The organism is Microbacterium sp. K24, from assembly GCF_004794465.1.
Lineage (GTDB): Bacteria > Actinomycetota > Actinomycetes > Actinomycetales > Microbacteriaceae > Microbacterium.
Map to the genome: position 1 here is coordinate 1 of NZ_SSDJ01000123.1, position 25481 is coordinate 25481.

The window sequence follows — 25481 nt, forward strand, 5'->3', positions numbered from 1 at the left end:
CCAGGCGTTGTGCGGTCCGCCGGAGGCGAGGACCTGGGGTGTGAAGCGTCCGGCATCCGCCATCGCCGCGGCGGTCCAGTCGCGTCGACGCAGCACGGCGCCTCCACGCGCCAGCGCCTCCGGAGCGGCGGCGCCCCAGGCATGCCAGAAGCCCAGCGAGCCGGTCCACGGCAGCACGGCGCCGAACGGCCAGCCCTTCGAGGGGTCGGTGGCCATCGCGGCCACGCCTTCGCCGTAGGTCTGCAGCGCCGTGCGGCTGCGGCCGTCTCCGGCTTCGGTCGCGGCCGCGAGGCCGAGCATGGCCTCGGCCGTGGCATCCGCTCCTCCGGCGATCAGCCACGCCGGCAGCTTCCGGCCGTCGCTCTTCACCCACTGCCCGGCACGGGACAGCGACTCCCGGCCGAGGGCATCGAGGCAGAGGTGCAGGCGGGCGAGCAGGAAGGCCGCGAAGTCGGCGTCGACGTCGCGGAAGGCGGCGTAGCCCTCGCCGAACGCCCAGACCGAACGGGCGAGCCAGTACGACTCCGCTGAGTCCGAGGGGTCGGGCAGCTCGACCGGGATCGCGCTGGGATTCAGCGTGCCGTCCTCCTGCTGCCACAACACCACGCGACCGGCGTTCGGCCCGGTGGTCGTCTGCAGGAACGCGAGCGAGCGCAGCACGTCACGCGCCTCATCGGCGGTCTGCGCGTCGCCGGTCGCCTTCCAGTCGCGCAGGAACACGATCGCCGCGCGGGCGATGTCGTCGGCGTTGTACGCGCCCTGCGTCCAGTACCCCGTGACCGCGTCGCGCGTGCCGCCGCCGACCGGACGGTAGCCGCCGGCGCCGTCGGTGTCGGCATAGGTCCAGGGTGCGCGGACGATCGGTCGCACGTCGATCCCGTAGGTCGTGTGCGTGTCGCTCGGCGTCACCGGAACCTCGGACAGCAGGAACCGCAGGTGGGCGAGGTTCGTCAGCCGGGGTCGCCGCGCGGCCTCGAGGGGAAGCGTGCCGGCCGCACCGATGGCCGGGGTCGCCGAGCCGAAGGCGGCATCCGTCGGGAGGAGGGCGAGGGCGGATGCTGCCGCCGCAATGGTCAGGAACGAGCGTCGTGAGGTGTCCATGTCATCACTTCTTCGTGCTGTCGGTGGATCGGCCGCCGTCGTCGCGGAGCGCGCGACCCCACGGCTCGGCCGGGTCGTGGATGGCGACGGCCAGCGTCGTGTCGGACTGTCCGTAGTAGGCGAACCACTTGTCCTGGAACTTCACCAGCCCCTCCACGAAGGTCACGTTCGAGACGAGCCCGTGCATGTCCTCGAACGTCTGCGGTCGCAGCCAGGGCTCCTGCAGGCGGGCGATGACCTTCGTGGGCTCGTCGGGGTCGATCGCGATCTGGCCACAGCGATAGTCGACGTCGACCGAGCCGTCGTCGTTCACGACGCGGGTGGCGCCGTTCGTGAGGAACAGCAGCAGCCCGTTGTCGGTCACGACGGGGGAGGTGCCGATCTCGACGAGCGCCTCGTCCCAGGTGCCGGGCGTGGGCGAGTACATCGGCTCGGTGTCGGCGGTGCCCGGGGTCCAGTGGATCAGGTCGTCGCTGGTCGCCCAGTAGATCGCACCCTCGCCGAAGTACATCCACCACTTGCCGTGCATCTGCTGCGGCACGATGACCCCGGCCTTCGACCAGTTGAACCCGCGCGGATCCATGGTCTTGAAGGTGTCGAAGTCGTCGAACAGCGGACCGTGCTTGGTCCAGGTGCGCAGGTCGGTCGACGTCGCCAGGCACAGCTGCGCGCTGCGACGGTCCCAGCCCGTGTAGGTGAGGTAGTAGGTGCCGTCGATCAGCGCGATGCGCGGGTCCTCGCAGCCGTACGTCTCGTAGTCCTCGGACGGCGACAGGATCGGCGCATCCTCTCGGGTGAAGTTCACGCCGTCACTCGAGCGGGCCAGGCCGATGTGGGAGATGATGTCGTCGGCGTGCGCCCGGTAGAGCAGCACCACCTCGTCGCCGTCGACGATCGCCGCCGGGTTGTAGAGGTTCGCCGACTCCCAGCTGTCGCCGCGAGGACGCAGGATGGGGTTTCCCTCGTAGGGGGTGAACGGACCGAGGGGGAAGGAGGCTCCGGAGAACATGGATGCCCTTTCTGGGTGGACGGCTTCTGGCTGGACGGCGGGTGGTCAGCCCTTGACGGCTGCGCCGAGGTCGGTGGCGCGGAAGAACCGCTGGAAGACGATGAATAGGATGACGACGGGGAACGCCAGCGCAGTCGCTCCGGCGAGGATGGCCCCGTTCGGGTTCGCGGTGGACTGCGCCACGTTCGAGATGTAGTTCGCGAGAGACACGGCGAGCGGCTGCAGCGTCGCATCCTTCGTGATGAGGAAGGGCCAGAGGAACTCGTTCCAGGGGCCGATGAACGTGACGAGCACGACCGTCACCAGCACGGGTCGGATGAGGGGGATCGCGACCGACGTCAGCAGGCGGATCTCGCCGGCCCCGTCGATCCGCGCCGCCTCGAAGATCTCCACGGGCAGCGCCTTGAAGAACTGCACGAAGATGAACACGGCGGTCGTGTTGATGAGGAAGGGCAGGATCATGCCCATGTACGAGTCGCCGAGCCCGTAGCTGCGGGTGATCTGCACGTAGAGCGGGATCATCAGCAGCTGGAACGGCACCATCTGCACGAGCAGCATGAGCACCCAGACGACGCCGCGTCCGCGGAAGTCGAGACGGGCGATGGCGTACCCCGCGAGCAGTCCGAAGACCACGGTGCCGAGCAGCACGCCGGCCGTGAAGATCAGCGAGTTCAGCAGGGAACCCGCCAGGTCGATCCGCGAGTCGATCGCGATGAAGTTGTCGACGGTCCACCCGCTGGTCGGGAAGAGCTCGTTCGGCGCATTCGTCGGACTCTCCTGGAACGCCCCGACGATCATGAAGTAGAACGGGAAGGCGAATCCGATCGCCGCCACCGTGAGCAGCACGATGCTGAGGATGCGTGGGGCCTTGCTTCTGCGTTTCATCATCGCTCCCTGGTCGCGCGGTTCGCCGCGAGCGACAGCATCCCGACGAGGATCACGAGGATCATGCCGATGGCCGCCGCGGTGTCGGGGTTCTGCTGCTGGATGCCGAGCTGGTAGATGAGCAGCACGGGTGTGGACGAGGCGCCGTCCGGGCCGCCGCCGTTGGTGAGCAGGTACGGCTCGGTGAAGAGGTTCGCGCCGGTGATGATCGACAGGATCAGCACGAGCGTGGTGGCGCTGCGCACCCCGGGAACCGTCACGTGCAGGAAGCGCTTGAACGCTCCGGCGCCGTCGGTCTCGGCCGACTCGTACAGCTCCTTCGGTACGTTCTGCAGCGCGGCCAGGTACAGCAGGATGTAGAAACCCAGCTGCTTCCACGTCACGTACAGCGCGATCATCGGCATCGCGAGACCGCTGTTGACGAGCCACGAGGGATCGGGGGCGAGCGGGCCGAGGATCGTGTTGATCAGGCCGTTGCCCGAGAACAGCAGCATCCACACGCCGACGAGCGAGACGCTCGCCGTCAGGTACGGAACGTAGAACGCCACCCGGTAGGCGGCCACCCAGCGGATGCCGGTGTTCAGGGCCGCGGCGAGCACGAGCGACAGCACCGCGGTCAGCGGCACGTTGATGACCAGGAACACGAGCGTGTTGCGGAACGAGCCCAGCACGCGCGGGTCGGTGAGCACCGTGACGAAGTTCTCGAACCCCACGAACGGGCGATCGGGTTCGGTTCCCGGCGCGGTGAAGAAGTAGTCGTGGAAGGCGATGTAGACGGCGAACGCGAGCGGATACGCGAAGATCGCGATCACGAACACGAAATACGGCAGCGCGAACAGGCCGCCGATCGGTTGCGCACCCAGCCATCGGGTGCGCAACCGCCGGTTGTCGGTCATCAGATCACTCGGCGACGAGCTCGTCGATCTTGGACGAGGCGTTCTTCAGGAAGTCGTCGATCGAGTCCTTGCCGAAGATCACCGCGGGGGAGTACGCGTCGCGGAACGCCTGCCACGCCTCGACCGAATTCGGGATGCTGGGCACATCGGCGGTCGCCTCGGCCTGCTCGGCGAACGCGACGTAGTTCGGGTTGGCCTCGAAGTAGTCCGCGAACGACCCGGTGAGGTCGGTGCGCATCGGCATCTGGCCGGTCGCCTCGAGGAACTGGCCGTCGCTCTCGACGCTCGTGGAGAACTTCAGGAACTCCCATGCGGTGCCCTGGTTCTCGCACGCGGTGAACATCGACACGCTCTTCGAGTCGGCGAAGGTGACCGGGTTCTCGCGGCCGTCGCTGGTCGGCACCGGCATGAAGCCCACGTCGACGGTGTCGGCGTAGGACGGGATCGCCCAGGGCCCTGCGAGCTGCATCGCGGTCGTGCCCGCCGACATGGCGTCGTCGGTCGCGGCCTCGTTCGGCGCCAGCTTGTCCTTGTAGATCGTCGCCCAGAACTCGGCGACCTCGCGGCCGGCATCCGAATCGATCGTCGCCTTGCCGTCTTCGACCAGCATGGTGCCGTCGGTCTCGGCGAGGTAGAGCGGGTAGTAGTCGAACCACGGCTGGTAGAACTCGCTGGTCGGCGCCGGCCAGATCGCGCTCTGCACGCCCGAGTCGACGATCTTCTGCGCGCCCTCGAGGAACGCGTCGTACGTGTTCATCTGCGGGTTCTCGGGGTCGATGCCCGCGGCCTCGAACAGCGCCTTGTTGTACATGACCATGACAGGGTTCGACTTCCACGGCAGCTGGTAGAAGCTGCCGTCAGTCGAGTACGACTCGACGTCGCCGCCGCGCTCGGTGATGTAATCGCTGCCGCCCTCGATGGTGCTGAGGTCGACGAGACCGCCCTGCTTGACCCAGCCCGAGACCGCGGCGGGTGCCACGTTGTAGACCAGGCACGGGGCGGTGCCGGCGGTGATCGCGGCGGTGATGGCCTCTTCCGACGAGGAGCCCGCGGGGATCTCCTGCGCGGTCACCTTCTCGTCGGGGTGCTCGGCGTTCCAGGCCTCGACGACGGCCTTGCCCCACTCGACCTCCTGCTCGTTGTTCGAGAGCCAGACGTCGATGGGGCCGGTTCCCTCGGCCGCGCCTTCGCCGCCTCCTCCGCCGCCTCCGGCGGAGCATCCGGTGGCGATGAGCGCGACAGCGCCGATGAGCGCTACTGCACGGATCTTCTTCATGGTGTCCTCCTCGACACGGTGGGTCAGTCTGTTGCGGGTGATGCGGATGCCGACGGCGCGGTGCTCTCGCGGAAGTGCACGACGTTGCAGTCGACGATCTCGGTGCGCGGGTGCGCCCCGAGGATGACTTCCCGCAGGATGCGGGCGGCGGCGCGACCACGCGCCGCCGGGTCCGACGAGACGCTGGTCAGCGCCGGAGAGAGGTGGGCCGACAGGTGGTCGTCGTCGAACCCCGAGATGGCCAGGTCCCGGGGGATCGACAGCCCCTGCGAGCGGGCGTACGAGAGGCCGGCGATCGCCATCGTGTCGTTCGAGTAGAGGATGGCGGTGGGGCGCTCGGGCAGTGCGAGCAGCTCCTCCGTCAGATCACGGCCGCTGGCGGCGGTGAAGTCGCCCTCACGGAGCAGCTCGTCGCCGCCGATCTCGGCGACGTAGGCGTCGGCGCGGGCGCGCGAGTGCACGTAGTCGAGGGGGCCGGAGACGTGGGCGATGCGCTGGTGCCCGCCGGCGCGGAGGTGGGCGATGATCTCGCGCACCGGTGCGGCGTCGTCGGTGCGCACGCACGAGAACGTGGTCGGCTGGTCGTAGGCGCCGACCAGCACCGTGGGGAGTCCGAGCTCGTCGAGAAGCGGCACGCGCCAGTCGTCAGTGCGGAGGTCGAGCAGCAGGGCGCCATCGGCGCGCCCGTGGCTGAGGGTGCGGTAGGCGCGCTCCTCGGCGTCACGGCCGGGCACGACCTGCAGCAGCAGGGCCGTCTCGGTCTCGGCGAGCACCGACTCGACGCCGGCGATGAAGGCCGGGAAGAAGGAGTCGTTCGCGATGACCTCGGGATCGCGGGCCAGCACCACGGCGACGGCGTTGGCGCGGCGGGTGGCGAGCGCCCTGGCGCTCTGGCTCGGCACCCAGTCGAGCTTCTCTGCGGCGGCCAGGACCTTCGACCTGGTCTCTTCGGAGATCGGGCGATTGCCGCTGAGAGCGTGAGAGACCGTCGCCTTGGTCACGCCGGCCTCGCGGGCCACGTCGGCGATCGTCGTGCGGCTCATGCCACCTCCTCGTGGATCTCGCACCGGTGGTCACGCTCGAGGCGTTGAACCGGTTTGATCGAGTGTAAACCGGTTTGATGAGAGAAGTCAACGGCTCCTCCACCTCTCGAATCGCGCAAATGGTCGCGAATCGGCGCCTGAACCGGCCAGTTGCGCGATTCGAAACGCGGCGTCAGGCCGCGGCGTCCCACCAGTCGAGCACGCGCGTGCCGAAGAGGGTGAGCCAGCGCGACGGCTCGCCCTCGGGGGCGTCGACCGCGAACCAGACGCGGCCGGGCAGCGGCTCCCCCTGCAGCCAGGTGCCATCGGGCTGCCGCGCGGCGCGGACCACCTCGATCGCATCGGCGAGCCGCGGGTCGGGAGGAGTCCCGTCGCGCAGCGCCGCCGCCCGGAAGTGGTCGAGCGCGTTCAGCGCGCTGTACTGATGCCGGTGCGGATAGGTGAAGTGTGACACGAACCCGCCGACCTGCTCGCCGGTCGACTCGCGGTACAGCAGGCGCCGCCGCAGCAGGTACTCCTCGCCGCCGTGGCGCGCATCCCGCACGGAGGCATCGCCGGTCAGCCGCTCGTAGTCGAGCAGGCCCCGCAGCGCGTTGAGCGTCGAATGGAACGACGACCGCGTCGACCGGCCCTCCTCCGCCTCGCAGTTCCAACCGCCGTCGGCCAGGCGATGATCCACGAACCATCGCGCGAGCTCGCTCATGTCGACGCCGAGCCACGCGCCGGCCGCGAGGGTGTACGCGTTGATGCAGACGTCGACCTCGCCTCCCCAGAACGGCAGGTCGTCATACTCCCAGTGGCAGTTCGCCGCCAGCTTCTCGACGGTCCCCTCGAGCGCAGCGGCATCCACACCCCACTCGCGGAGGTCTTTGAGCGACCAGCTGGTCGCGACCCACGGCTGTCCCGGTGTCTCGGCTTCGGGGGTGCCGAAGAAGCCCCCGGGAAAGTGCGCGCCTCCTGCCCACTGCCCATCGGCATCCTGTCGGGAGAGCAGCGCCGCGCCGAAGCCCTCGGTCGTCACGCGCGCCCTGGTGGCCGCCCACACCTCCGGTGGAGCATCCGTCAGATCGCGCTCGACCTGCCAGCGCACGGAGGGGTCTGAATCGAGCATCCAGTCGAGCACCGCGGGCGTGAGCGTCATGCCGGCACGCTACTCGGCACAGCCGACTCGGGGAAGGCCTCAGGCGAAGCGGGTCCGCTGGACCAGACGCGTGCGGACGTCGAACAGCTCGTTGCCGCCGATGACCCGGGACCCCGGCATCCCCTTCCGAAGGAGGAGGGGCAGCGCGCTGCGACGGACCACCGCCACCGGGAGCCCGCGGATGCTGCCGAGCGGCGTGACCGCCTGAGACAGGTCGTCGTCGGGCAGGGCGACGATCGCGCCGCTGAATCGCACGCGCGCGGTGCGTGCGACCACGTTGATCTGAGCCAGGAGCGTCGTGACGGGAGCCCGGTGCCCGAGGCTCGGACCGGTGATCTCCCCGCGTCGGAACCCGACCACGCCGCCGAAGTCCGCCGACATCACGCCGTAGAGGCCCGAGGGGCCGAGCACGATGTGGTCGAGTCGGTCCGCGGCATCCGTCGTCTGCACATCGGATGCCGAGACGGCCACGCCGTGCCACAGCGTGAATCCCATGCCGAGACCGGCGACGGCCTGTGCCGTGCCCTCCTCGGCGAGCGCGTCGGCGAGCAGACGCTTGAGCTCACGCGGGGCCGCACGTACGAGAGCAGGGGCGTACGGATCGGGCACGTCCTCGCCGGCCCATTCCTGCAGCAGGGAGACGTATCGCGCCCGCCGCCACGCACCGGGCTCGCCGTAGGACTTCGGCTTCGGCCTTCCGTCCGTGCGCGCGGACGGTGCGCGCCATCCGCCCCACTCCGTCTCGACGCCGATGCCGTGGCTGCGGTCGTAGGCCGCCCGGCCCTCGGGGGTGCCGACCAGCTCCCACGCGCGCTGCACCCGGATGAACACGGCCGCATCACCGCCGGTGTCGGGGTGCGTCTGCCGCAGTCGCAGTCGATACGCCCGCCGCAGGTCGTCATCGGCGCTCGTCGACGAGACGCCGAGCACTTCGTACGCCGACGCCGAGAGCGGACTGTCGAACATCGCGCTCCTTCCGCCGCCGCAGCATCCAGGTTATTGCGTCGACGGCGGTGCTCCGGTCGCACTTCGTGCCGCTTCACCCGCGCGCGGGCGGCAGGAACTGCGACCGGAACGACTGCCGGCGGCAGGAACTGCGACCGGAACCGGCGACCGCTGTCAGCGGTCGAGGAAGCTCATCTGCTGCGGGTTGTACCGGTCGCCGGCGACGCCGACCCGGTCGGCCAGCCGGTCGAGGTCGGCGACCTCGTCGGCCGACAGCGCCACGGCGGTCGCTCCCGCATTCTCGGCGATCCGCGACGTGCGCCGGGTGCCGGGAATCGGCACGATCCAGGGCGCGCGAGCGAGCAGCCACGCCAGGGCGATCTGGCCGGGGGTGGCGTCCTTCGCCGCGGCGAGGTCGGCGACCTGACGCACGAGCGCCTGGTTGGCTGCGCGGTTGTCCTCCGTGAAGCGGGGGATCGTGCCCCGGATGTCGCCGTCGGCGAAGGTCGTGTTCTGGTCGACCGTGCCGGTGAGGAAACCCTTCCCGAGTGGGCTGAACGGCACGAAGCCGATCCCCAGCTCGCCGAGCACCGGGAGGATGTGGGCTTCGGGATCGCGCGTCCAGAGCGAGTACTCGCTCTGGAGGGCGGTGACCGGCTGTACGGCGTGGGCGCGGCGGATGGTGGATGCCGACGCCTCCGAGAGTCCGAAATGGCGCACCTTGCCCTCGGCGATCAGCTCGGAGACCGTGCCGGCGACGTCTTCGATGGGCACCTCGGGGTCGACGCGGTGCTGGTAGAAGAGGTCGAGCACGTCGGTGCGCAGCCGCCGGAGCGACTCCTCGGCGACGCGCCGGATCTGCTCGGGTCTGCTGTCGAGACCGACGCTGCGGCCGTCCTCGATGCGCCAGCCGAACTTGGTGGCGATCACGACGTCGCCGCGGATCGGCTCGAGGGCCTCGCCGACCAGTTCCTCGTTGACGTAGGGGCCGTAGACCTCAGCGGTGTCGAAGAACGTGACGCCGTGATCGAGTGCAGAGCGCAGCACGCCGATCATCTCGGCCCGGTCGCCGGGGTTCGGCCCGTAGCTCTGCGACATGCCCATGCAGCCGAGTCCGACCGCCGAGACCTCGAGGCCCTGTCCGAGAGTGCGGAGGTGCATGAGGGTTCCTTCCTTCGGGGAGCGGCCGCCGGCGCGACCGTGCGATCGACGCTACGCGCCTCCCCTCCGTCGAGGGAGGGCCTGGCGGAACCCCTCTCGCCGCCGGATCGACCGAATGATGGAGGCGCCGGAGGCGGGCCGGGGGAAGAATGTGAGGATGCCGTCCACCGAGCCGTCGCACCGCCAGCCCGCGCGCAGGTGGGCGTCCCTGGTCGGGTCGATCCGCATCGGGCAGGCGGTCATCACGGTCGTGCTGCTCGTGATCGGGGCGCTGCGTGCGGCGGCCGACGGCATCCCGCTGCCCTGGGTGCTCGCGCTCTCCCTCGTGTTCCTCGGCTGGTACAGCGGCGGGCTGCTGCTCAGCGGACGCACCGCCGACCGGCGGCTGGCGACCTGGTGGCTGCTCGGCCTGACGCTGATCTGGCTCGGGGCCGTCGCGGTCTCGCCCGAGTTCGTGTGGCTCGCGTTCCCCCTGTGGCTGCTCGCCGGTTTCGTGATGCGCATGAGATGGGCGCTGCTGCTCAGCGCCGCCGTTCTCGCGGTCGTCCTCGCCGCGCCCCTGCTCCACACCGGCACGACGAGCTATGCCAACGTGATCGGTCCCGTGGTCGGCGGGGTCTTCGCGGTCGGCATCTCCCGCGGCTACCTCGAGCTCGTGCGCGACGGCCGCGAGCGGCGACGGCTGATCGCCTCGCTGGTCGCGACGCAGGAGGAGATGGCGGCGCTGCAGGACGAACTCGCCCGCACCCAGCGCGAGTCGGGTGCGAGCGCCGAGCGCACCAGGGTCTCGCGCGACATCCACGACACCGTCGCCCAGAGCGTCTCCTCCATCGGGATGCTGGCGCGCTCGGCCCTGGAGACCGACGACCAGGCGCAGAGCACCCGCGCGCTCACGCAGATCGGCGCGCTCGCCGCCGAGGGACTGGCCGATGCGCGACGCATCGTCGACGCCCTGATGCCTGCCGAGCTCGAGTCGAGTGCGCTCGGCGACGCCCTCGCGCGCATGCTCGAACGCCTGGCCGAGGAGACCGGGATCACGGCGACGCTGCATGCGGATGACGACCTGCCGTCGCTCGGCCTCGACGTCGAGGTCGCACTGCTGCGGACCGCGCAGTCGGCTCTCGCGAACGTCCGCTCCCATGCGGCAGCCACCCGGGTCGTGGTCACCCTCGCCGACGCCGGCGACGCGGTGCGCCTCGACATCGTCGACGACGGGGTCGGCTTCGACGCGACGCGGTGGGACGCCCAGGGCGGGCCGGGCAGCACGGGCGGCGGCTACGGACTGCGGTCGATGCGCGCGCGGCTGCGCGAGCTCGGCGGGGGACTCGACGTGGAGAGCGCGCAGGGTGACGGCACCGCGCTCTCGGCGCATGTCCCGCTCCGCGGCGCTGCTCCGCGCAGGCAGGTCGGAGGCGACGGATGACCGCGGTACGGGTGCTGCTGGTCGACGATCACCCCATCGTCCGCGCCGGTGTGCGCTCGCTGTTCGACCGACGCGACGACGTCGAGGTGGTGGGGGAGGCGGCATCCGGCGAGGAGGCCGTGCTGCTCGCCCGGCATCTGACGCCCGATGTCGTCCTGTGCGACCTCCGGCTGGGGGAGGGGATGGACGGCGTGCAGACGACGGCCGCCCTCCGGGCGCAGCATCCGGCTCCCGCCGTGATCATCCTGACCACCTTCGACCGCGACGCCGAGATCCTCGGGGCGATCGAGGCAGGAGCGGCCGGCTACCTCCTCAAGGATGTCGCGCCCGACGACATCGTGAAGGCGATCCGGCAGGCGGCATCCGGCGGGCTCGTCCTCGGTCCGGAACTCAGCGAGCGGGTCGGGCAGGTGATGCGCGCACCCCGCGTGCGCCTGACCGAACGCGAGCGGGAGGTGCTCGCGCTGCTCGACACCGGCGCCTCGAACAGGGAGATCGCGAAGACCCTGTTCGTCACCGAGGCGACCGTGAAGACGCACCTCGTGCACGTGTTCGAGAAGCTCGGCGCCGACAGTCGCGCCCGTGCCATCGCCATCGCCCGCGATACCGGCCTGCTCTGACGTCCGCTCGGTGCCCGCGCTGCGGCATCCGCATCTCAACCGTTCGATGGATCCCCGCGATTGGCACTACGCCGAGGCTGGAGGAGACCCGAAAGGAACACCCATGCGCAGACTCTTCTTCGCCGCGTTCGCCTACATGATCGCGGGCGTCGCCTCCGGACTCTTCTACCGGGAGTTCACCAAGATCAACGACTTCCCGGAGGGGGAGTCGACGCAGCTCGGTCTCGTGCACACGCACCTGCTGGTGCTCGGCTTCGTGGTGCTCCTCATCGTGCTGCTGCTGGAGAAGGCGTTCGCGCTGTCCGAGAGCCGCCTCTTCGGCTGGTTCTACTGGGTCTACAACGCCGGCCTCGTGCTGACCTCGGCGACGCTCGTCTGGCACGGCTCGCTGACGGTGCTCGGCCAGGAATCGTCGAAGATGATCGCCGGCATCGCCGGAACCGGGCACATCCTGCTCAGCGCGGGCATGGTGCTGCTGTTCCTGGCGCTCCGCACGCGCCTGTTCGCCGCGAAGGGCACCGCTTCCGAGGCGCCCGTCATGGCGCGCGTCTAGTCCGCCTCCACCGACTCGTCGCGCAGGTACCGGATGTGCGCGTCGTGGCGCTTCACGTGGTTCGGCGACTTCCGTACGAACAGCCAGGCCACGACCAGCAGCGCGAACCAGATCGGCGTGACGAGCAGTGCGGTCAGCGTGTCGGGCTGAGTGGTCAGGGCCCAGAGGATGAACACGAAGAACGCGAGCACGACGTACACCATGAACACCCCGCCCGGCATCCGGAACGTCGAGGCGGCGGCCTTCTCGGGCCGCCGCCTCCGGTAGACGAGGTAGCTGCAGAGGAAGATCGTCCACACGAACATGAAGCAGACGGCCGAGACGGTGGTCACCATGTCGAAGGCCATGCCGATGTCGTCGCCCGCGTACAGCAGCACCACCCCGGAGAGCAGCAGGATGCACGAGAGGAACAGGGCGTTCTGCGGCACCCGGCGCTTCGACAGCCGCCCGAACAGCTGCGGGGCATCGCCGTCCCGCGCGAGTCCGAACACCATGCGTGACGTCGAGTAGATGCCCGAGTTCGCGCTCGACATCGCCGAGGTCAGCACGACGAGGTTCACGACGGTCGCGGCGATGCCGAGCCCGGCCAGCGCGAACATCGCGATGAAGGGGCTCTCGCCGGCGACGTACTCGGTCCAGGGCGTCACGGACATCAGCACCACCAGCGCGCCGACGTAGAAGAGGAGGATGCGGATGGGGATCGCGTTGATCGCCTTCGGCAGGTTGCGCTTCGGATCCTTCGTCTCGGCCGCCGCGGTGCCGACGAGCTCGATGCCGACGAAGGCGAACACGGCGATCTGGAAGCCCGCGACGAACCCCAGGAAACCGTGCGGGAACATGCCGCCGTGGTCCCAGAGGTTCGCGAAGCTCGCCGTTCCCGCATCGTGCCGGAAGCCGGTGAAGATCATCACGAGTCCGGTGACGATGAGGGCGACGATCGCGATGATCTTGATCAGCGCGAACCAGAACTCCATCTCGCCGAACGCGGCGACCGTCGGCAGGTTCAGGGCGAGCAGGATCAGGATCACGAGAAGCCCGGGGATCCACAGCGGCACTCCGGGGATGAGTGCGTCGGTGTACCCGGCGATCGCGATGACGTCGGCGACCCCGGTCACGACCCAGCAGAACCAGTACGTCCACCCGGTGAAGAACCCGGCCCAGGGGCCGAGGAGATCGCTCGCGAAGTCGCTGAACGACTTGTACTTGAGGTTCGACAGCAGCAGCTCGCCCATCGCCCGCATGACGAAGAACAGCATGAAGCCGATGATCATGTAGACGAAGATCACCGAGGGGCCGGCGACCGAGATCGTCTTGCCGCTGCCCATGAACAGGCCCGTGCCGATCGCTCCGCCGATCGCGAGCAGCTGGATGTGGCGGTTGCTCAGCGCTCGCCGCAGATGCTGGTCGTCGTCGGTGGCTCCGCCCACCCCGACGGATCCCTCCGTGTTCTCTTTCGTCACTGTCGTCCTCCGGTGCTCGTCGATGCCGGTGCCCCGGCATCTTCTCGACCGTAGTCGGGCGATTGCGTATTCCGCTGCGCCGAATCGATTCGATAAACTGGAGGCTCCCCCGGTCCGTCCCCCAGTTCTGCGAGCCGCTTCTTCATGGCCACTCCCCTCACCACGGGTCGCCCGTGGCGTGTCATCCTCGCCTTCTCCATCCCGCTCCTGATCGGCAACGTCGTTCAGCAGCTCTACCAGTTCGCCGACGCCATCGTCGTGGGTCGGCACCTCGGTGTCACCTCGCTCGCAGCCGTGGGCGCCACCGGCAGTCTGCTCTTCCTGCTGCTCGGCTTCGCCTGGGGTCTCACCAGCGGATTCGCGATCCCGATCGCCCAGGCCTTCGGTGCGCGCGACGACGTGGCGGTGCGGCGCTCGGTCGCGACCGGCGTGCTGCTCACCGGCACCACCAGCGTCGTGCTGACGGTCGTGGCGCCGCTCATCGCGGCACCCATCCTCGCGCTGCTGCAGACCCCGCCCGAGCTGATGCCCGAGGCGACCGTCTTCACGCAGATCAGCTTCCTCGGCGCCGGCGCGACGATGTTCTTCAACTACCTGTCCGCGATCATCCGCGCGATCGGCGACTCGCGCACGCCGCTGGTCTTCCTCACCGTCTCGTGCGGATTGAACGTCGGACTCGTCGTCCTCATGGTCGGCCCGCTCGAGTGGGGCGTCGCCGGTGCCGCCCTCGCGACCGTGGTCGCGCAGGCCGTCTCGGTGGTGCTCTGCCTCGAGTTCGTCCGACGCCGCCTTCCGATGCTGCACCTGCGCCGGATGGACTGGCGGATCACCCGCGCCGACATCGCCGAGCATCTGCGCCTCGGACTGCCGATGGGCTTCCAGGCGTCGATCATCGCGATCGGCACGCTCACCGTGCAGGTCGCGCTGAACACCCTCGGCTCCGACGCGGTGGCCGCCTACACGACCGCGTCGCGGGTCGACGGACTGGCGGTGGCGCTGCTCTCGTCGCTCGGCCTCGCCAGCTCGATGTACGCCGCGCAGAACCATGGCGGTCGTCGCCCCGACCGCATCCGCCGCGGTGTGGTCGAGGCCACCTGGATGGCCGTCGTCTCGGGCGTCGTGCTCGGCGGCCTCATGATCGCGTTCGGTGCGCCGATGGTGCGGCTCTTCATCGGCGCCGGATCCGACGACGTCGTGGACTACGCCCACCAGATGCTCATCGTCAACGGCTGCGGATACTGGGCTCTCGGCGTGCTGTTCGTGCTGCGCGGCGCCCTTCAAGGGCTCGGCCACACGCTCGTGCCGACGGTGACCGGGGTGATCGAGCTCGTCATGCGGGTCGGTGCTGCCATCGTGCTCGGCGCGCTGATCGGCTTCACGGGTGTGGCCCTGAGCAACCCGCTCGCCTGGGTGGGCGCGATCGTGCTGCTGGTCCCGGCCTACGTCACCGCGCATCGCGCGCTGGCGCGGATGCCCGTCGACCCCGCCGAGGCCACCGAGACCTCGGCGATGGCGATCATCGGCCCGACCGACGGCTCCATGGTCGTCGACGCCGTCATCACGCAGCCGGTTCCCACCATCCGCGCGTCCCGTCTGCGGAAGCTCACCCTGCGCCGGCGCCCTTCCGATCGCGCTCGCCGCTGACGTATCGCCGACCCGTCGACGACCGTTCTGCGAAGGCAGGAGGAACGGAGCGCGCAGGGAGAAGATCGTTCTCGAGGATGATGCCGAGTCGCACTTGAGACGGATGGCTCATCCCTGACACTCTCATAGTGTCGAAGGAGCGGATATTCCGCTGACGGGGGGTCGTCATGACGACATGGAGGGTGGCCAGCGATCTGGCCTCGGTGATGGTGCCGATCGGAATCGTGGGAGCGGTGCTCGCCACGGTGTGTGCGATCGTGGCGGCGGTGGCGATCATCCGCGGGGCCGAGGGGCTCAGCGGAGGCGCGGTCGCCGTCTGGATCGTGTGCGCGCTGACGAGCTTCACGGCGTCGTTCGCGAACCAGTGGATGCCGGTGATCATCTCCTGCGCCGCGCTCGTCGCGATGCTCGTGATCGGCGGAGTCGTCCGGTTGGTCGTCGGAGCGACCGCGGCAGGGCGAGCGGAACGCCGGCGCGGTCGCGCGGAGGAGCCGGTCTCCACGACGCGCTCGGTCTCGACGGTCTCGACCGTCCCGACGAACACCGCGACGGTCTCCGTCGTCGCCTGACGCCGGAGCGGGGCTCGGCTCACCGACGATCGAGCAGCCCGCTCCCGTCGCGGAGCTCGAACACGAGCTGTGTCTCGGTGCCGCGCACGACCGGGTGGATGGTGATGTGCTCGAGCACGATGTCGCGCAGCGCCGTGGCATCCTCGACGGCCACATGCACCAGGAAGTCGTCGACGCCCGCGACGTGGAACACCTGCAGCACCCGGGGCACGCTCACCAGGGCATCGAACAGCGCGGTGACCTTCGGTCCCGTGTGATTGGCGAGGCGCACCTTGATGATCGCCTGCAACGGGAATCCGAGGGCGGCCTCGTCGACGCGGATGCGGGTGTCGCGGATGATCCCGCGTTCCCGCAGACTCCGCACGCGGTGCGCGCAGGTCGATTCCGCCAGGCCCAGCCGGCGAGCGAGGGCCTTGTTGGTCACCTCTGCGTCGCGGGTGAGCACCGCGAGCAGCGCGAGGTCGATCTCGTCGAGCGGCGAGCCTTGTGCTTTCGTCAACGGAATCCCTTTCGACGCAGAAGATGGTGCTCAGAATAGCAATCTGTCTGTATTCGGTGGCGGATGCTGTCGATTCCGACCGCCAGAATGGTGTTTCCGGCAATGTGGAGGCATGACTGCATCGCTGCATCCCGACACCGTGGCCGTCCACAGCGGCCGATCCGACCTCGAAGGACTCGGGGTCCACGCGCTGCCCATCGACCTGTCCACGACCAATCCGCTTCCCGACATCGAGCGCGGCGGCGACTCCTACGAGGCGATGGCCACCGGGGGCCGGCCGCCCGCCGACGGGAGCATGGTCTACGCCCGACTCTGGAACCCGACGGTCGCGCGCTTTGAAGACGCGCTCGCCGAGCTGGAGCACGCCGAGGCCTCCGTCGCCTTCGCGTCGGGCATGGCGGCGATGACCGCGGTGATCCTCGCCCACACCAACGCCGTCGGCAAGCGGCACGTCGTCGCCGTTCGTCCTCTGTACGGCGGCACCGATCACCTGCTCGGCTCGGGTCTCCTCGGCGCCGAGGTCACGTACTGCGATCCGCAGGACGTGGCCGACCGCATCCGCACCGACACCGGTCTCGTCGTCGTCGAGACGCCGGCCAATCCCACCCTCGACATCGCCGACATCGCCGACGCGGTGCGCCAGGCGGGGGAGGTCCCGGTCGTCGTCGACAACACCTTCGCCACACCGGTGCTGCAGAACCCGATCGACCTCGGTGCGGCGATGTCGCTGCACAGCGCCACCAAGTACCTGGGCGGTCACGGCGACGTCATCGCGGGCGTCGTGGCGTGCAGTGAGCAGACCGCCGAGGCGCTGCGCCGCGTGCGGGCGGTGACCGGGGGCCTGCTGCATCCGCTCGGCGCGTATCTGCTGCATCGCGGGCTCACGACGCTGCCGGTGCGGATGCGCCAGCAGCAGGAGAACGCACAGCGGATCGTCCAGTGGCTGATCGACCGTCCCGAGGTGGTGGAGGTGTTCTACCCGGGTCTCGACGGCGATCCGCACGGCATCCTGGGCCGACAGATGCGGGGCACGGGCGCGATGATCGCGATGCGGATGCGGGGCGGTTTCGCCGCCGCCTCGGCGATCACGAGCGGGACGTCGCTGTTCACGCACGCGGTGTCGCTCGGCGGCGTCGACTCGCTGATCCAGCATCCGGCCGCTCTCACGCATCGCCCGGTGCCGCCCGAGGCGCGCCCGGCCGCCGACGTGCTGCGCCTCTCGGTCGGCCTGGAGAACGCCGACGACCTGATCGCCGACCTCGCGCAGGCCTTCGCGGCCCTGCCCGAGAGTCAGGGCAGCCGGATCGTCCCCGTGGCGATCCGCTCGGTCGGCATGCGGTCGCGGTCGTAGGTGATGTCGGTGTAGCCGTGCGGGGTGGGCGCTCCGTCTTCATCGAGGCTCACGAACACGATCTTCTCGATCGTGAGGAGGCGCTTGCGTGTGATCATGTTGCGCGCCATCGCCTTCATGGTGAGCGAGGTGCGACCGAAGTGCGTCGCCGTCAGGCCGATCTCGACCAGGTCGCCCTGCACCGCGGACGCCTCGAAGTTGATCTCGGAGATGTGCTTGGTGACGGCTCGGTAGTTGCCGAGCTGCACGATCGCGTAGATCGCGGCCTCCTCGTCGATCCACTTCAGCAGGCTGCCGCCGAACAGCGAGCCGTTCGCGTTGAGGTCCTCGGGTCGCACCCACTTGCGCGTGCGGAAGTTGATCCCGTCTTCCGACCACTGCCATGCGGGTGCCGTCTGCTTCGCCATGCGCCGAGCGTACGAGGACCGTGAGTCGTGCGTGTTACGCGCGTCTTTCGTTCTCCTCACCCCGTCTGCTCACGGCGGATCCGCCCGAGGCGGATACCGGCCCGCGACAGCGACGAGCGGCGGATGCTGGGGGCATGAGCGAAGACACCTCCATCCCGCAGTTCGGCCCCGAAGCCCGCCGCGCCCTGTTCCACGAGCGCGTGCTCGTGCTCGACGGCGCCCTCGACGACGACAACGGCACGCTGCTCATGACGCAGCTGCTCGCGCTGTCCGCTGAGGACGCGACCACCGACATCGCCCTGTGGATCCATTCGCCGGGCGGATCGGTGCCGTCGATGCTGGCGATCCGCGATCTCATGCAGCTGGTGCCCAACGACGTGTCGACCCTCGCGCTCGGGCTCGCCTGCAGCGCCGGCCAGTTCCTGCTCTCCGCCGGCACCCGGGGCAAGCGCCGCGCCCTGCCCCACGCCCGCATCCTCATGCACCAGGGATCGGCGGGCATCGGCGGATCGGCGGGCGAGATCGAGACGCAGGCCGACGACCTGCGGCACATGCGCGACACCGTGCTGGGCCTCATCGCCGACGACACCGGACAGCCGGTCGCGCGCATCTTCGAGGACTCTCTGCACGACCGCTGGTACACGGCGGCCGAGGCGCAGGAGTACGGCTTCATCGATGAGATCGTCAGCTCGCTCGCCGAGATCATGCCGCGTCGACGCGCGCGCGTCGGTCTGGGGGCGAAGGCATGAGCACCTACTCGATCCCGAACGTCATCGCGCAGCATCCGCGCGGAGAACGCATCATGGACGTCTACTCGCACCTGCTCGCCGAGCGGGTCGTCTACCTCGGGACCGGCATCGATGCGGGCGTCGCGAACGCCCTCATCGCGCAGCTGCTGCACCTGGACGCCGACAGCCCCGAGAGCGGCATCCAGTTCTACATCAACAGCGAAGGCGGCGATCCGGGCGCGGCGCTCGCCATCTACGACACGATGCAGCACATCCGTCCCCGCATCGCGACGACGTGCGTGGGCCAGGCGATCGGCCCCGCCGCTCTCCTCGTCGCCGCCGGTGCCCCCGGAGAGCGGGCGGCGCTGACGCACGCACGGATCGTGCTGCATCAGCCTGCCGGCCAGTCGCGTGGAGCCATTCCCGACCTCATCCTCGCCGCCGACGAGGTGGTGCGCGTGCGTTCCGACATGGAGGCGATCCTCGCCGCGCACAGTAGCCGCTCGGTCGACGAGCTGAGGGCCGACACCGACCGGGACCGCGTGTTCACGGCATCCGCCGCTCTCGACTACGGACTCATCGACACCGTGCTCGGTGCGCGCACCCCGGCCGGCTGACGGACGCCTGCCGGCCGGGACGGATGCCGCGGCTCAGGCGGCCAGGGCGAACGCCATGCGCCCGGCCGAGACGAGGGCGGATGCCGGCGCCGGGGCCGTCGTCGACCGCAGCTCGTCGGCCACGGCGCTGGTCAGCTCGATCAGCGAGGTCTCGAGCGCGCCGCTGATCGCCGCGATCATCTCGCTCGAGGGCTCCTTCAATCCACGCTCGACCTCGGACAGGTACTGCGGAGAGACGCCGGCCTTCTCGGCGGTCTCGGTGAGCGTCTCCTCGCGGTCGTGCCGGCGACGACGCAACTGGTCGCCGAGAAGCTGACGCCAGAGCGGCTCGGGGTCGCTCGGCTGCGGGCGGCGGGCGGGACGAGGGGCGAGAGGGAACGCAACGATGTCGGCCATGCCTCACGATAGGCCGCCGCCGGGCCGCTGTTCGAGCGGTTCTGCTCAGAGCAGAACCGGTATACCAGCATCTTCCACACCGGGCCGATTCGGTGTGAAAGACCGACTGATAACTTTCTGCGCGCCGGCACAACGCCATGCTTCCGTGCCGGCGCAGCCCTATGGGGGCATAGGGATCAGGGCGGGGAGTGAGGCGACCTGGTCGTTCTCACTCCCCACGCCCCTGTCATCACACGGAGAGAGCGGAATCGACGAATGATCAACGGATTCAAGGAGTTCATCCTCCGAGGGAATGTCATCGAGCTCGCGGTCGCCGTGGTCATCGGCGCTGCGTTCACCGCCATCGTGAACGTGCTGGTGGAGGCTCTCATCAACCCGCTGATCGGTCTGTTCTTCCAGGCCGGAAGCCTGGACGAGGCGCTGCAGCTTCGCGTACCCAACCTCGCCGGCGGAGAATCCGTCTTCTCGTTCGGCCTGATCATCGGCGCGGTGATCAACTTCCTCGCGGTGGCGGCGGTGGTCTGCTTCGTGTTCGTGCTGCCGATGAACAAGGCGAAGGAGCGCGCCGATCGGCTGAGGCCCGCGGTCGTCGAGCCCGAGCCCCTCCCGACCGAGGCGGAGCTCCTCGTCGAGATCCGCGATCTGCTGCAATCACGCAGGTCCGCCTGATGAAGCGGCCCGCGTCGTCCCGTCTCCTCGCCGTCGCCGCGGCCGGAGTGCTGTTCGCCGCGGGCCTGACCGCCGTCAGCCAGCCCGCCCCCGCGGCGGCAGCGGCTCCGCTCGCGTGCCTGAACACCCTGTACTTCAGCAACGGCACGGCCGGGAACGTGGGCCAGCTCGACCTGACCACCGGCACCACCTCGGCGGCCCCCGTGTTCGCGACCCCGGCGAATTCCGGAACGAACACGAACCAACTGGGCATCGGGCCCGGCGGAACGGTCGCGATCACCGGAACGACCACGAGCCTCATCGAATACGAGCCGACGGCGAGCGCCGCGGGCACCACCACCGTCTCGCCGAAGACCGCCGGCGTCGGAGGCGGGACGATGGGCGCCATCAATCCTCTGACAGGGCTCTACTACTACGGGGCCTTCTCGGGGACGACGGTCAACATCTACGTCTTCGACCCGAGGACCAACAGCGCTCCGGCCGGTCCCGTGGTGTCGGTGACGACGGCCAACGCCCCGGGCGGCAACGGCGACATGGCGTTCGACAAGGACGGACGGCTCTACCTCGTCTCCGGCAGCGCGACCCAGGCGGCGCTGTACGTGGCGGAGGGCGTGGTCCCGACGTCCGGCACGGGGGCGACCCTGGCCTCGCGCGAGCTCTCCCGCGGCAGCACCACCGTCGCGACCAACGGCATCGCCTTCGGGTCCGACGGCTTCCTCTACCTCGGCGGCAGCACCGTGCTGCAGAAGACCAACCCCATCACGGGAGCCCCCACCGGCACCACGTTCACCCTGACGGGTGCCACGTCGACCGACCTCGGCTCCTGTGCGAACCCGTCCACGACGCAGACGGTCGCGGGATTCGACGGTCCTCGGGTCAACCCCACCGATCAGGTGCGGGTCGTCATGGAGGGCGGGTCGTACGGGCCGAACGGTACGACGCCGGACTTCCCGCCGACGACGTCGGGGCCGGACGGCGGCGGGCGTCCGAGCGAACCGGGGCTGATCCTTCCCGGTGAGACCTACACGCTCCGGCAGGAACCAATCGGCACGACGGATCTCGACGAATACCGGACGACCTGGTCGTGCACCGACGGGACGGGAGCCGTCGTGTCGAGCGGCACCGGCAACGCCGCCACCTTCACGGCGCCGACGGGCACCGACGGCGCCAACATCGTCTGCGCCTTCCGCAACGAACTCCCCCCGCCCGTCGCCGTTCCGGATGCCGGTGCCACCCCGTTCGGCGACCCGATCACGCTGCCGGGTGCGACGAACGATCAGCCGGGCACCGGCGCGATCCTCCCCGCGCAGACCGTCTTCACCGACCCCGCTGCCACCGACGGCGGCACGCGCCTCCAGACCGCGCAGGGCGTCTGGACCCTCGGCCCCGACGGCCGCATCACGTTCACCCCCGCTCCGGGATTCACCGGCGACGCCACGACCGAGTACCGCATCCTCGACGACAACGGCCAGGCGTCCACCGCCGCGGCGACCGCCACGGTTCGTCCCGGGCCCGCGGCTGCCGCCGACACCGTCTCGACGACCCAGGGGACGAGTGTGCAGATCCCGGTGCTCGGAAACGACGCTCCCGGGCAGAACGCCGACGGCACGCCGGGCACGATCCCGCCGGCATCCGTGCTCTTCGAGCCGACCGGTCAGCCGGCCGGCGCCGTCGTCAGCGGCGATCGCCGCCGGATCGAGGTGCCCGGAGAGGGCGTCTACACGATCGACCCGGCCACAGGGGTCATGACCTTCGCGCCGGAGGCGACCTTCGACGGCCCGACCACGTCGCCGGTCGCCTACGGATTCACCGACAGCCTGGGCAACCCGGCGTCGTCCGCCATCACGGTGACCGTCACCGCGGTCGCTCCCAGAGCGGTCGACGACACGGCCGAGACCGCATACAGGACACCGGTGACCGTCTCGGTCGTCGACAACGACGTGCCCGGCCCCGGCGGACCGATCGTCGCGACCTCGACGGTCTTCACCGATCCCGCGGCCACCGATGGGGGCAAGGCCCTCGTCACGCCGCAGGGTGTGTGGAGCGTGGACGAGTTCGGCGATGTGACGTTCGTGCCCGCGGAGGGCTTCGTCGGCACGGCGTCGACGCCCTACCGGATCACCGACGAGAACGGTCAGACCGCGACGGCGACCATCTCGATCGTCGTGCCGGCCGGCCCCACCGCGAATCCGGACTCCGCGTCGACGCCGCAGAACGTCGACGTCTCGTTCCCGATCCTCGGCAACGACGTGCCCGGTTCCGGGCCGGACGGCGCCGATCCGGGATTCGACCCGGATTCCGTGCGGTTCTCCGTCACCGCGGGTCTTCCCGCCGGCAGCGCGGTCAGCGACGGCGGGCGCGTGCTCACCGTCCCCGGTGAGGGCGTCTACACCTTCGATCCCGCGTCCGGAGAGGTCACCTTCGATCCCGAGCCGCAGTTCCGCGGTTCCGCGACGCCGATCACCTACACGGTCACCGACACGTTCGGCAACGGTGCGTCGACGACGATCATCGTGACGGTCGCGCCCGTCACCCCGGTCGCGATCGGCGACGCGGCGAAGACGCCGGGTGGCACTCCTGTGGTCATCGACATCCTCGCCAACGACGCCCCCGGTGCATCGTCGGCGCCGCTGGTGCCCGGATCGGTCGTCTTCACCTCTCCCGACGCGACCGACGGCGGCACGACGCTCGTCGTGCCCGGGGAGGGGACGTGGACCGTCCAGGATGAAGGCAGCGTGCGCTTCGCACCCGTCGCGGGGTTCGACGGACCGACCACTCCCGTGACCTACAGCGTGTCCGACGAGAACGGCACCGCGGCGCAGGCGCAGATAACCGTGACGGTCGGCAGCGGTGCGATCGCCGTGCCCGATTCCGCCACCACTCAGCAGAACACCCCGGTCATGATCGAGGCCCTCGACAACGATCTCGCCAGCGATCTCGGCAACCCCTGCGACCCCGGCGAGACCGACGTGCCGGCAGGGTGCGACACCGGAACCTTCTTCCCGCCGAGCGTGGCCTTCCCGACGACCGGACAGCCGTCCGGCGCCGTCGTGTCGGACGACGGCACCACCCTCACCGTTCCGGGCGAAGGCACGTATTCTGCCGACCCCGCCGGGCGTGTGACGTTCACCCCTGAGCCGGCCTTCGCCGGAGTCACCACGCCGGTCGTCTACACCGCGACCGACTCGAACAGCGTGAACGTGACGTCGACGATCACGGTCACCGTCGGCGCCGTCACACCCGACGCGCAGGATGACAGCGCGAGCACCCCGTACGCGGTGCCGGTCACGATCGACCTGCTCGACGACGACAGCGCCGGCGACCCGTCCGCACCGCTCGTACCCGCCGCGACGGTCTTCCCGACGACCGGGCAGCCGAGCGGTGTCACCGTCTCGGCCGACGGCAAGACGCTCACGATCGACGGACAGGGAACCTACGTGCTCGACGCCGCTGGAACGGCCGTCTTCACACCGGCAGAGGGATTCAGCGGCACCACCGCCTCGGTGGCCTACCGGATCGTCGATGCCACCGGCACGACGGCGGAAGCCCGCGTCCAGGTCACCGTTCGCCCCGGGCCGACGGCCACCCCCGACGCGGACTCGACGCTGCAGGGTGTGCCCGTGACGGTGCAGCCCTTCGCCAACGACATCCCCTCGCGCAATGCCGACGGCTCGGCGGGCGACTGGGACCTCGGCACGCTGCGGTTCCCGACGACCGGGCAGCCCGCCGGAGCCCAGGTGCTCGACGGCGGCACGCGCATCGTGGTGCCGGGTGAAGGCACGTACACGATCGCCGCAGACGGATCCGTCACGTTCACGCCGCTCGCCGACTTCCGCGGTATCGCCGCGGCCGTGTCGTACACGGGAATCGATCAGGTCGGCAATGCGGTCACGTCCACCATCGTGATCGACGTCACCGCCGTTGACCCGTCGGCAGCCGACGACGCGGCCGTCACGCCCTTCGCGACTCCGGTGACCTTCGACTTCGCGGGCGATGACGCGCCGGGCGATCCCGCGGTTCCTCTCGATCCCGCGTCGGCGGTGTTCGAGGCTTCGGGCATCCCCGCCGGGCTCACCGCAGAGATCCGCGACGGCGGAAAGACGCTCGACGTCGCCGGAGAGGGCGTCTACACGCTGCGCGACGACGGGACCGTGACGTTCACCCCCGCGGACGGATTCAGCGGCGCGAGCACCCCGGTGCGCTACACGATCTTCGACGAGAACGGCTCCTCCGCGACGGCCGCGCTCACGGTGACCGTGCGCCCCGGCCCGATCGCCGAACCCGACACGGAGAGCACGCCGCAGAACGTGCCGGTGACGGTCGCCGTCCTCGGCAACGACCGCCCCGGGCAGCTCGCCGACGGGACCGATGGCGAGCTCGACCCCGCGTCGGTCGTGTTCACGACCGCGGGCCAGCCGGCCGGATCGACGGTCGGCGACGGCGGGAAGACACTCGAGGTTCCGGGCGAAGGCGTGTACGAGATCGGTGCGGACGGACAGGTGACCTTCACCCCCGAGTCATCGTTCCGCGGGGCGGCGACGCCGGTCGCGTACGCCGTGACCGACTCGCTGGGCAACGCCGCCGCGTCGACGCTGACCGTCACGGTGGCGGGAGTGGACCCCATCGCGCGCGACAATGCGGAGACCACGACGCCGGGCGTTCCCGTGGTGATCGACGTGATCGGCAACGATTCCGCGGGAACGGACGGAGCTGCGCTCGACCCGTCGTCCCTTCGGATCGTGGATGAGAACGGTGATCTCGTGACGGAGCTCGCCGTGCCCGGTGAAGGTGTCTGGACCGTCGTCGACGGCACCATCGTGTTCACGCCGGCGGCGGGATTCGTCGGCGCGACGACGCCGATCGCCTACTCGGTGGCGGATGCCAACGGCACGCGGGTCACCGCGACGGTCACGGTCACCGTGGCGGCGGGAGCGGCGACGGGTCCGGGAGAGGCGGCGGGCCCCGCCCTCCCGACGACCGGCGGAACGGTGCCCTGGGCTCCCGTCGGCGCCGGCTTGCTCCTGCTGCTCGCGGGAGTCGCGATGCTGCTGCTCCGCCGCCGGTCGGCTCGTTGATCGAACCGGGGTG

22 protein-coding genes and 1 pseudogene are annotated in these 25481 nt (G+C 69.9%); 10 read left to right on the forward strand and 13 right to left on the reverse strand.

Annotated elements, in window-relative coordinates:
* The 9 genes and pseudogenes from DW306_RS11995 to DW306_RS12035 all read right to left on the reverse strand — a co-directional run.
* Positions 1-1101, reverse strand: a pseudogene (locus DW306_RS11995) (hypothetical protein); the annotation flags it as partial.
* Positions 1102-1105: 4 nt separating this feature from the next.
* Positions 1106-2110 carry a glycoside hydrolase family 130 protein gene (locus DW306_RS12000; protein WP_136055826.1) on the reverse strand — a complete coding sequence of 335 codons (1005 nt, stop codon included), beginning with the start codon at positions 2108-2110 and terminating at the stop codon, positions 1106-1108.
* A 45-nt stretch (positions 2111-2155) separates the two neighbouring features.
* On the reverse strand, positions 2156-2998 hold the full coding sequence (locus DW306_RS12005) for a carbohydrate ABC transporter permease (RefSeq protein ID WP_136055827.1): 843 nt from the start codon (positions 2996-2998) through the stop codon (positions 2156-2158).
* A complete protein-coding gene (locus DW306_RS12010; protein WP_136055828.1) occupies positions 2995-3891 on the reverse strand; it encodes a sugar ABC transporter permease in 897 nt (298 codons plus the stop codon). The genes DW306_RS12005 and DW306_RS12010 overlap by 4 nt, the downstream gene beginning before the upstream one ends.
* 4 nt (positions 3892-3895) lie before the next feature.
* On the reverse strand, positions 3896-5167 hold the full coding sequence (locus DW306_RS12015; protein WP_136055829.1) for an extracellular solute-binding protein: 1272 nt from the start codon (positions 5165-5167) through the stop codon (positions 3896-3898).
* A 23-nt stretch (positions 5168-5190) separates the two neighbouring features.
* On the reverse strand, positions 5191-6210 hold the full coding sequence (locus tag DW306_RS12020) for a LacI family DNA-binding transcriptional regulator (RefSeq protein ID WP_136055830.1): 1020 nt from the start codon (positions 6208-6210) through the stop codon (positions 5191-5193).
* 172 nt (positions 6211-6382) lie between these two features.
* Positions 6383-7351, reverse strand: coding sequence for a squalene cyclase (locus DW306_RS12025; protein WP_136055831.1), 969 nt, complete (start codon positions 7349-7351; stop codon positions 6383-6385).
* A gap of 39 nt (positions 7352-7390) precedes the next feature.
* Positions 7391-8317: a DnaJ domain-containing protein gene (locus DW306_RS12030; RefSeq protein ID WP_136055832.1), complete on the reverse strand. Its 927-nt coding sequence runs from the start codon at positions 8315-8317 to the stop codon at positions 7391-7393.
* A gap of 153 nt (positions 8318-8470) precedes the next feature.
* Complete coding sequence (locus DW306_RS12035) at positions 8471-9457, reverse strand: aldo/keto reductase (RefSeq protein WP_136055833.1); 987 nt, start codon at positions 9455-9457, stop codon at positions 8471-8473.
* Between the two features lie 157 nt (positions 9458-9614).
* On the opposite strand from DW306_RS12035, the gene DW306_RS12040 reads away from it, so the two are divergent.
* The 3 genes from DW306_RS12040 (at position 9615) to DW306_RS12050 (ending at position 12053) form a co-directional block, all read left to right on the forward strand.
* Positions 9615-10880 (forward strand): sensor histidine kinase, encoded by a 1266-nt coding sequence (locus DW306_RS12040; RefSeq protein ID WP_240747172.1) that lies wholly within the window; start codon positions 9615-9617, stop codon positions 10878-10880.
* Positions 10877-11500, forward strand: a complete 624-nt coding sequence (locus tag DW306_RS12045) for a response regulator transcription factor (protein WP_136055834.1) — start codon at positions 10877-10879, stop codon at positions 11498-11500. Before DW306_RS12040 ends, DW306_RS12045 begins: the two co-directional genes overlap by 4 nt.
* A gap of 103 nt (positions 11501-11603) precedes the next feature.
* On the forward strand, positions 11604-12053 hold the full coding sequence (locus tag DW306_RS12050; RefSeq protein WP_136055835.1) for a DUF2871 domain-containing protein: 450 nt from the start codon (positions 11604-11606) through the stop codon (positions 12051-12053).
* On the opposite strand, the gene cycA is transcribed toward DW306_RS12050, so the two are convergent.
* Entirely contained in the window at positions 12050-13513 is a 1464-nt protein-coding gene (cycA, locus tag DW306_RS12055) for a D-serine/D-alanine/glycine transporter (protein ID WP_136055836.1), read from the reverse strand. The two genes, DW306_RS12050 and cycA, sit on opposite strands and share 4 nt — an antisense overlap.
* A 144-nt stretch (positions 13514-13657) precedes the next feature.
* Here cycA and DW306_RS12060 point away from each other — a divergent pair, with 144 nt between their 5' ends.
* Both DW306_RS12060 and DW306_RS12065 read left to right on the forward strand, forming a co-directional pair.
* Entirely contained in the window at positions 13658-15157 is a 1500-nt protein-coding gene (locus DW306_RS12060) for an MATE family efflux transporter (protein ID WP_136055837.1), read from the forward strand.
* A 167-nt stretch (positions 15158-15324) separates the two neighbouring features.
* A complete protein-coding gene (locus tag DW306_RS12065) occupies positions 15325-15726 on the forward strand; it encodes a hypothetical protein (protein ID WP_136055838.1) in 402 nt (133 codons plus the stop codon).
* A gap of 19 nt (positions 15727-15745) precedes the next feature.
* On the opposite strand, the gene DW306_RS12070 is transcribed toward DW306_RS12065, so the two are convergent.
* Positions 15746-16225: an Lrp/AsnC family transcriptional regulator gene (locus tag DW306_RS12070; RefSeq protein ID WP_205814163.1), complete on the reverse strand. Its 480-nt coding sequence runs from the start codon at positions 16223-16225 to the stop codon at positions 15746-15748.
* Between the two features lie 112 nt (positions 16226-16337).
* Here DW306_RS12070 and DW306_RS12075 point away from each other — a divergent pair, with 112 nt between their 5' ends.
* Positions 16338-17576: a PLP-dependent aspartate aminotransferase family protein gene (locus DW306_RS12075; protein ID WP_240747173.1), complete on the forward strand. Its 1239-nt coding sequence runs from the start codon at positions 16338-16340 to the stop codon at positions 17574-17576.
* Here DW306_RS12075 and DW306_RS12080 read toward each other — a convergent pair.
* Positions 17516-17983, reverse strand: a complete 468-nt coding sequence (locus DW306_RS12080; RefSeq protein WP_136055840.1) for a hotdog domain-containing protein — start codon at positions 17981-17983, stop codon at positions 17516-17518. The two genes, DW306_RS12075 and DW306_RS12080, sit on opposite strands and share 61 nt — an antisense overlap.
* Positions 17984-18117: 134 nt before the next feature.
* Here DW306_RS12080 and DW306_RS12085 point away from each other — a divergent pair, with 134 nt between their 5' ends.
* Positions 18118-18732 (forward strand): ATP-dependent Clp protease proteolytic subunit, encoded by a 615-nt coding sequence (locus DW306_RS12085; protein ID WP_136055841.1) that lies wholly within the window; start codon positions 18118-18120, stop codon positions 18730-18732.
* Positions 18729-19328, forward strand: coding sequence for an ATP-dependent Clp protease proteolytic subunit (locus DW306_RS12090; protein WP_136055842.1), 600 nt, complete (start codon positions 18729-18731; stop codon positions 19326-19328). Before DW306_RS12085 ends, DW306_RS12090 begins: the two co-directional genes overlap by 4 nt.
* A 33-nt stretch (positions 19329-19361) precedes the next feature.
* Here DW306_RS12090 and DW306_RS12095 read toward each other — a convergent pair whose 3' ends face one another.
* The gene (locus tag DW306_RS12095) at positions 19362-19724 is read right to left on the reverse strand and encodes a helix-turn-helix transcriptional regulator (protein WP_136055843.1); all 363 of its coding nucleotides are present in this window, start codon (positions 19722-19724) and stop codon (positions 19362-19364) included.
* A 255-nt stretch (positions 19725-19979) separates the two neighbouring features.
* Between DW306_RS12095 and mscL the strand changes: the two genes are divergently transcribed.
* Together mscL and DW306_RS12105 are read left to right on the forward strand one after the other, a co-directional pair.
* Positions 19980-20393, forward strand: coding sequence for a large conductance mechanosensitive channel protein MscL (gene mscL, locus DW306_RS12100; protein WP_136055844.1), 414 nt, complete (start codon positions 19980-19982; stop codon positions 20391-20393).
* Positions 20393-25468: a cadherin-like domain-containing protein gene (locus DW306_RS12105; RefSeq protein ID WP_136055845.1), complete on the forward strand. Its 5076-nt coding sequence runs from the start codon at positions 20393-20395 to the stop codon at positions 25466-25468. The genes mscL and DW306_RS12105 overlap by 1 nt, the downstream gene beginning before the upstream one ends.
* The last annotated feature ends 13 nt before the right edge of the window (positions 25469-25481 follow it).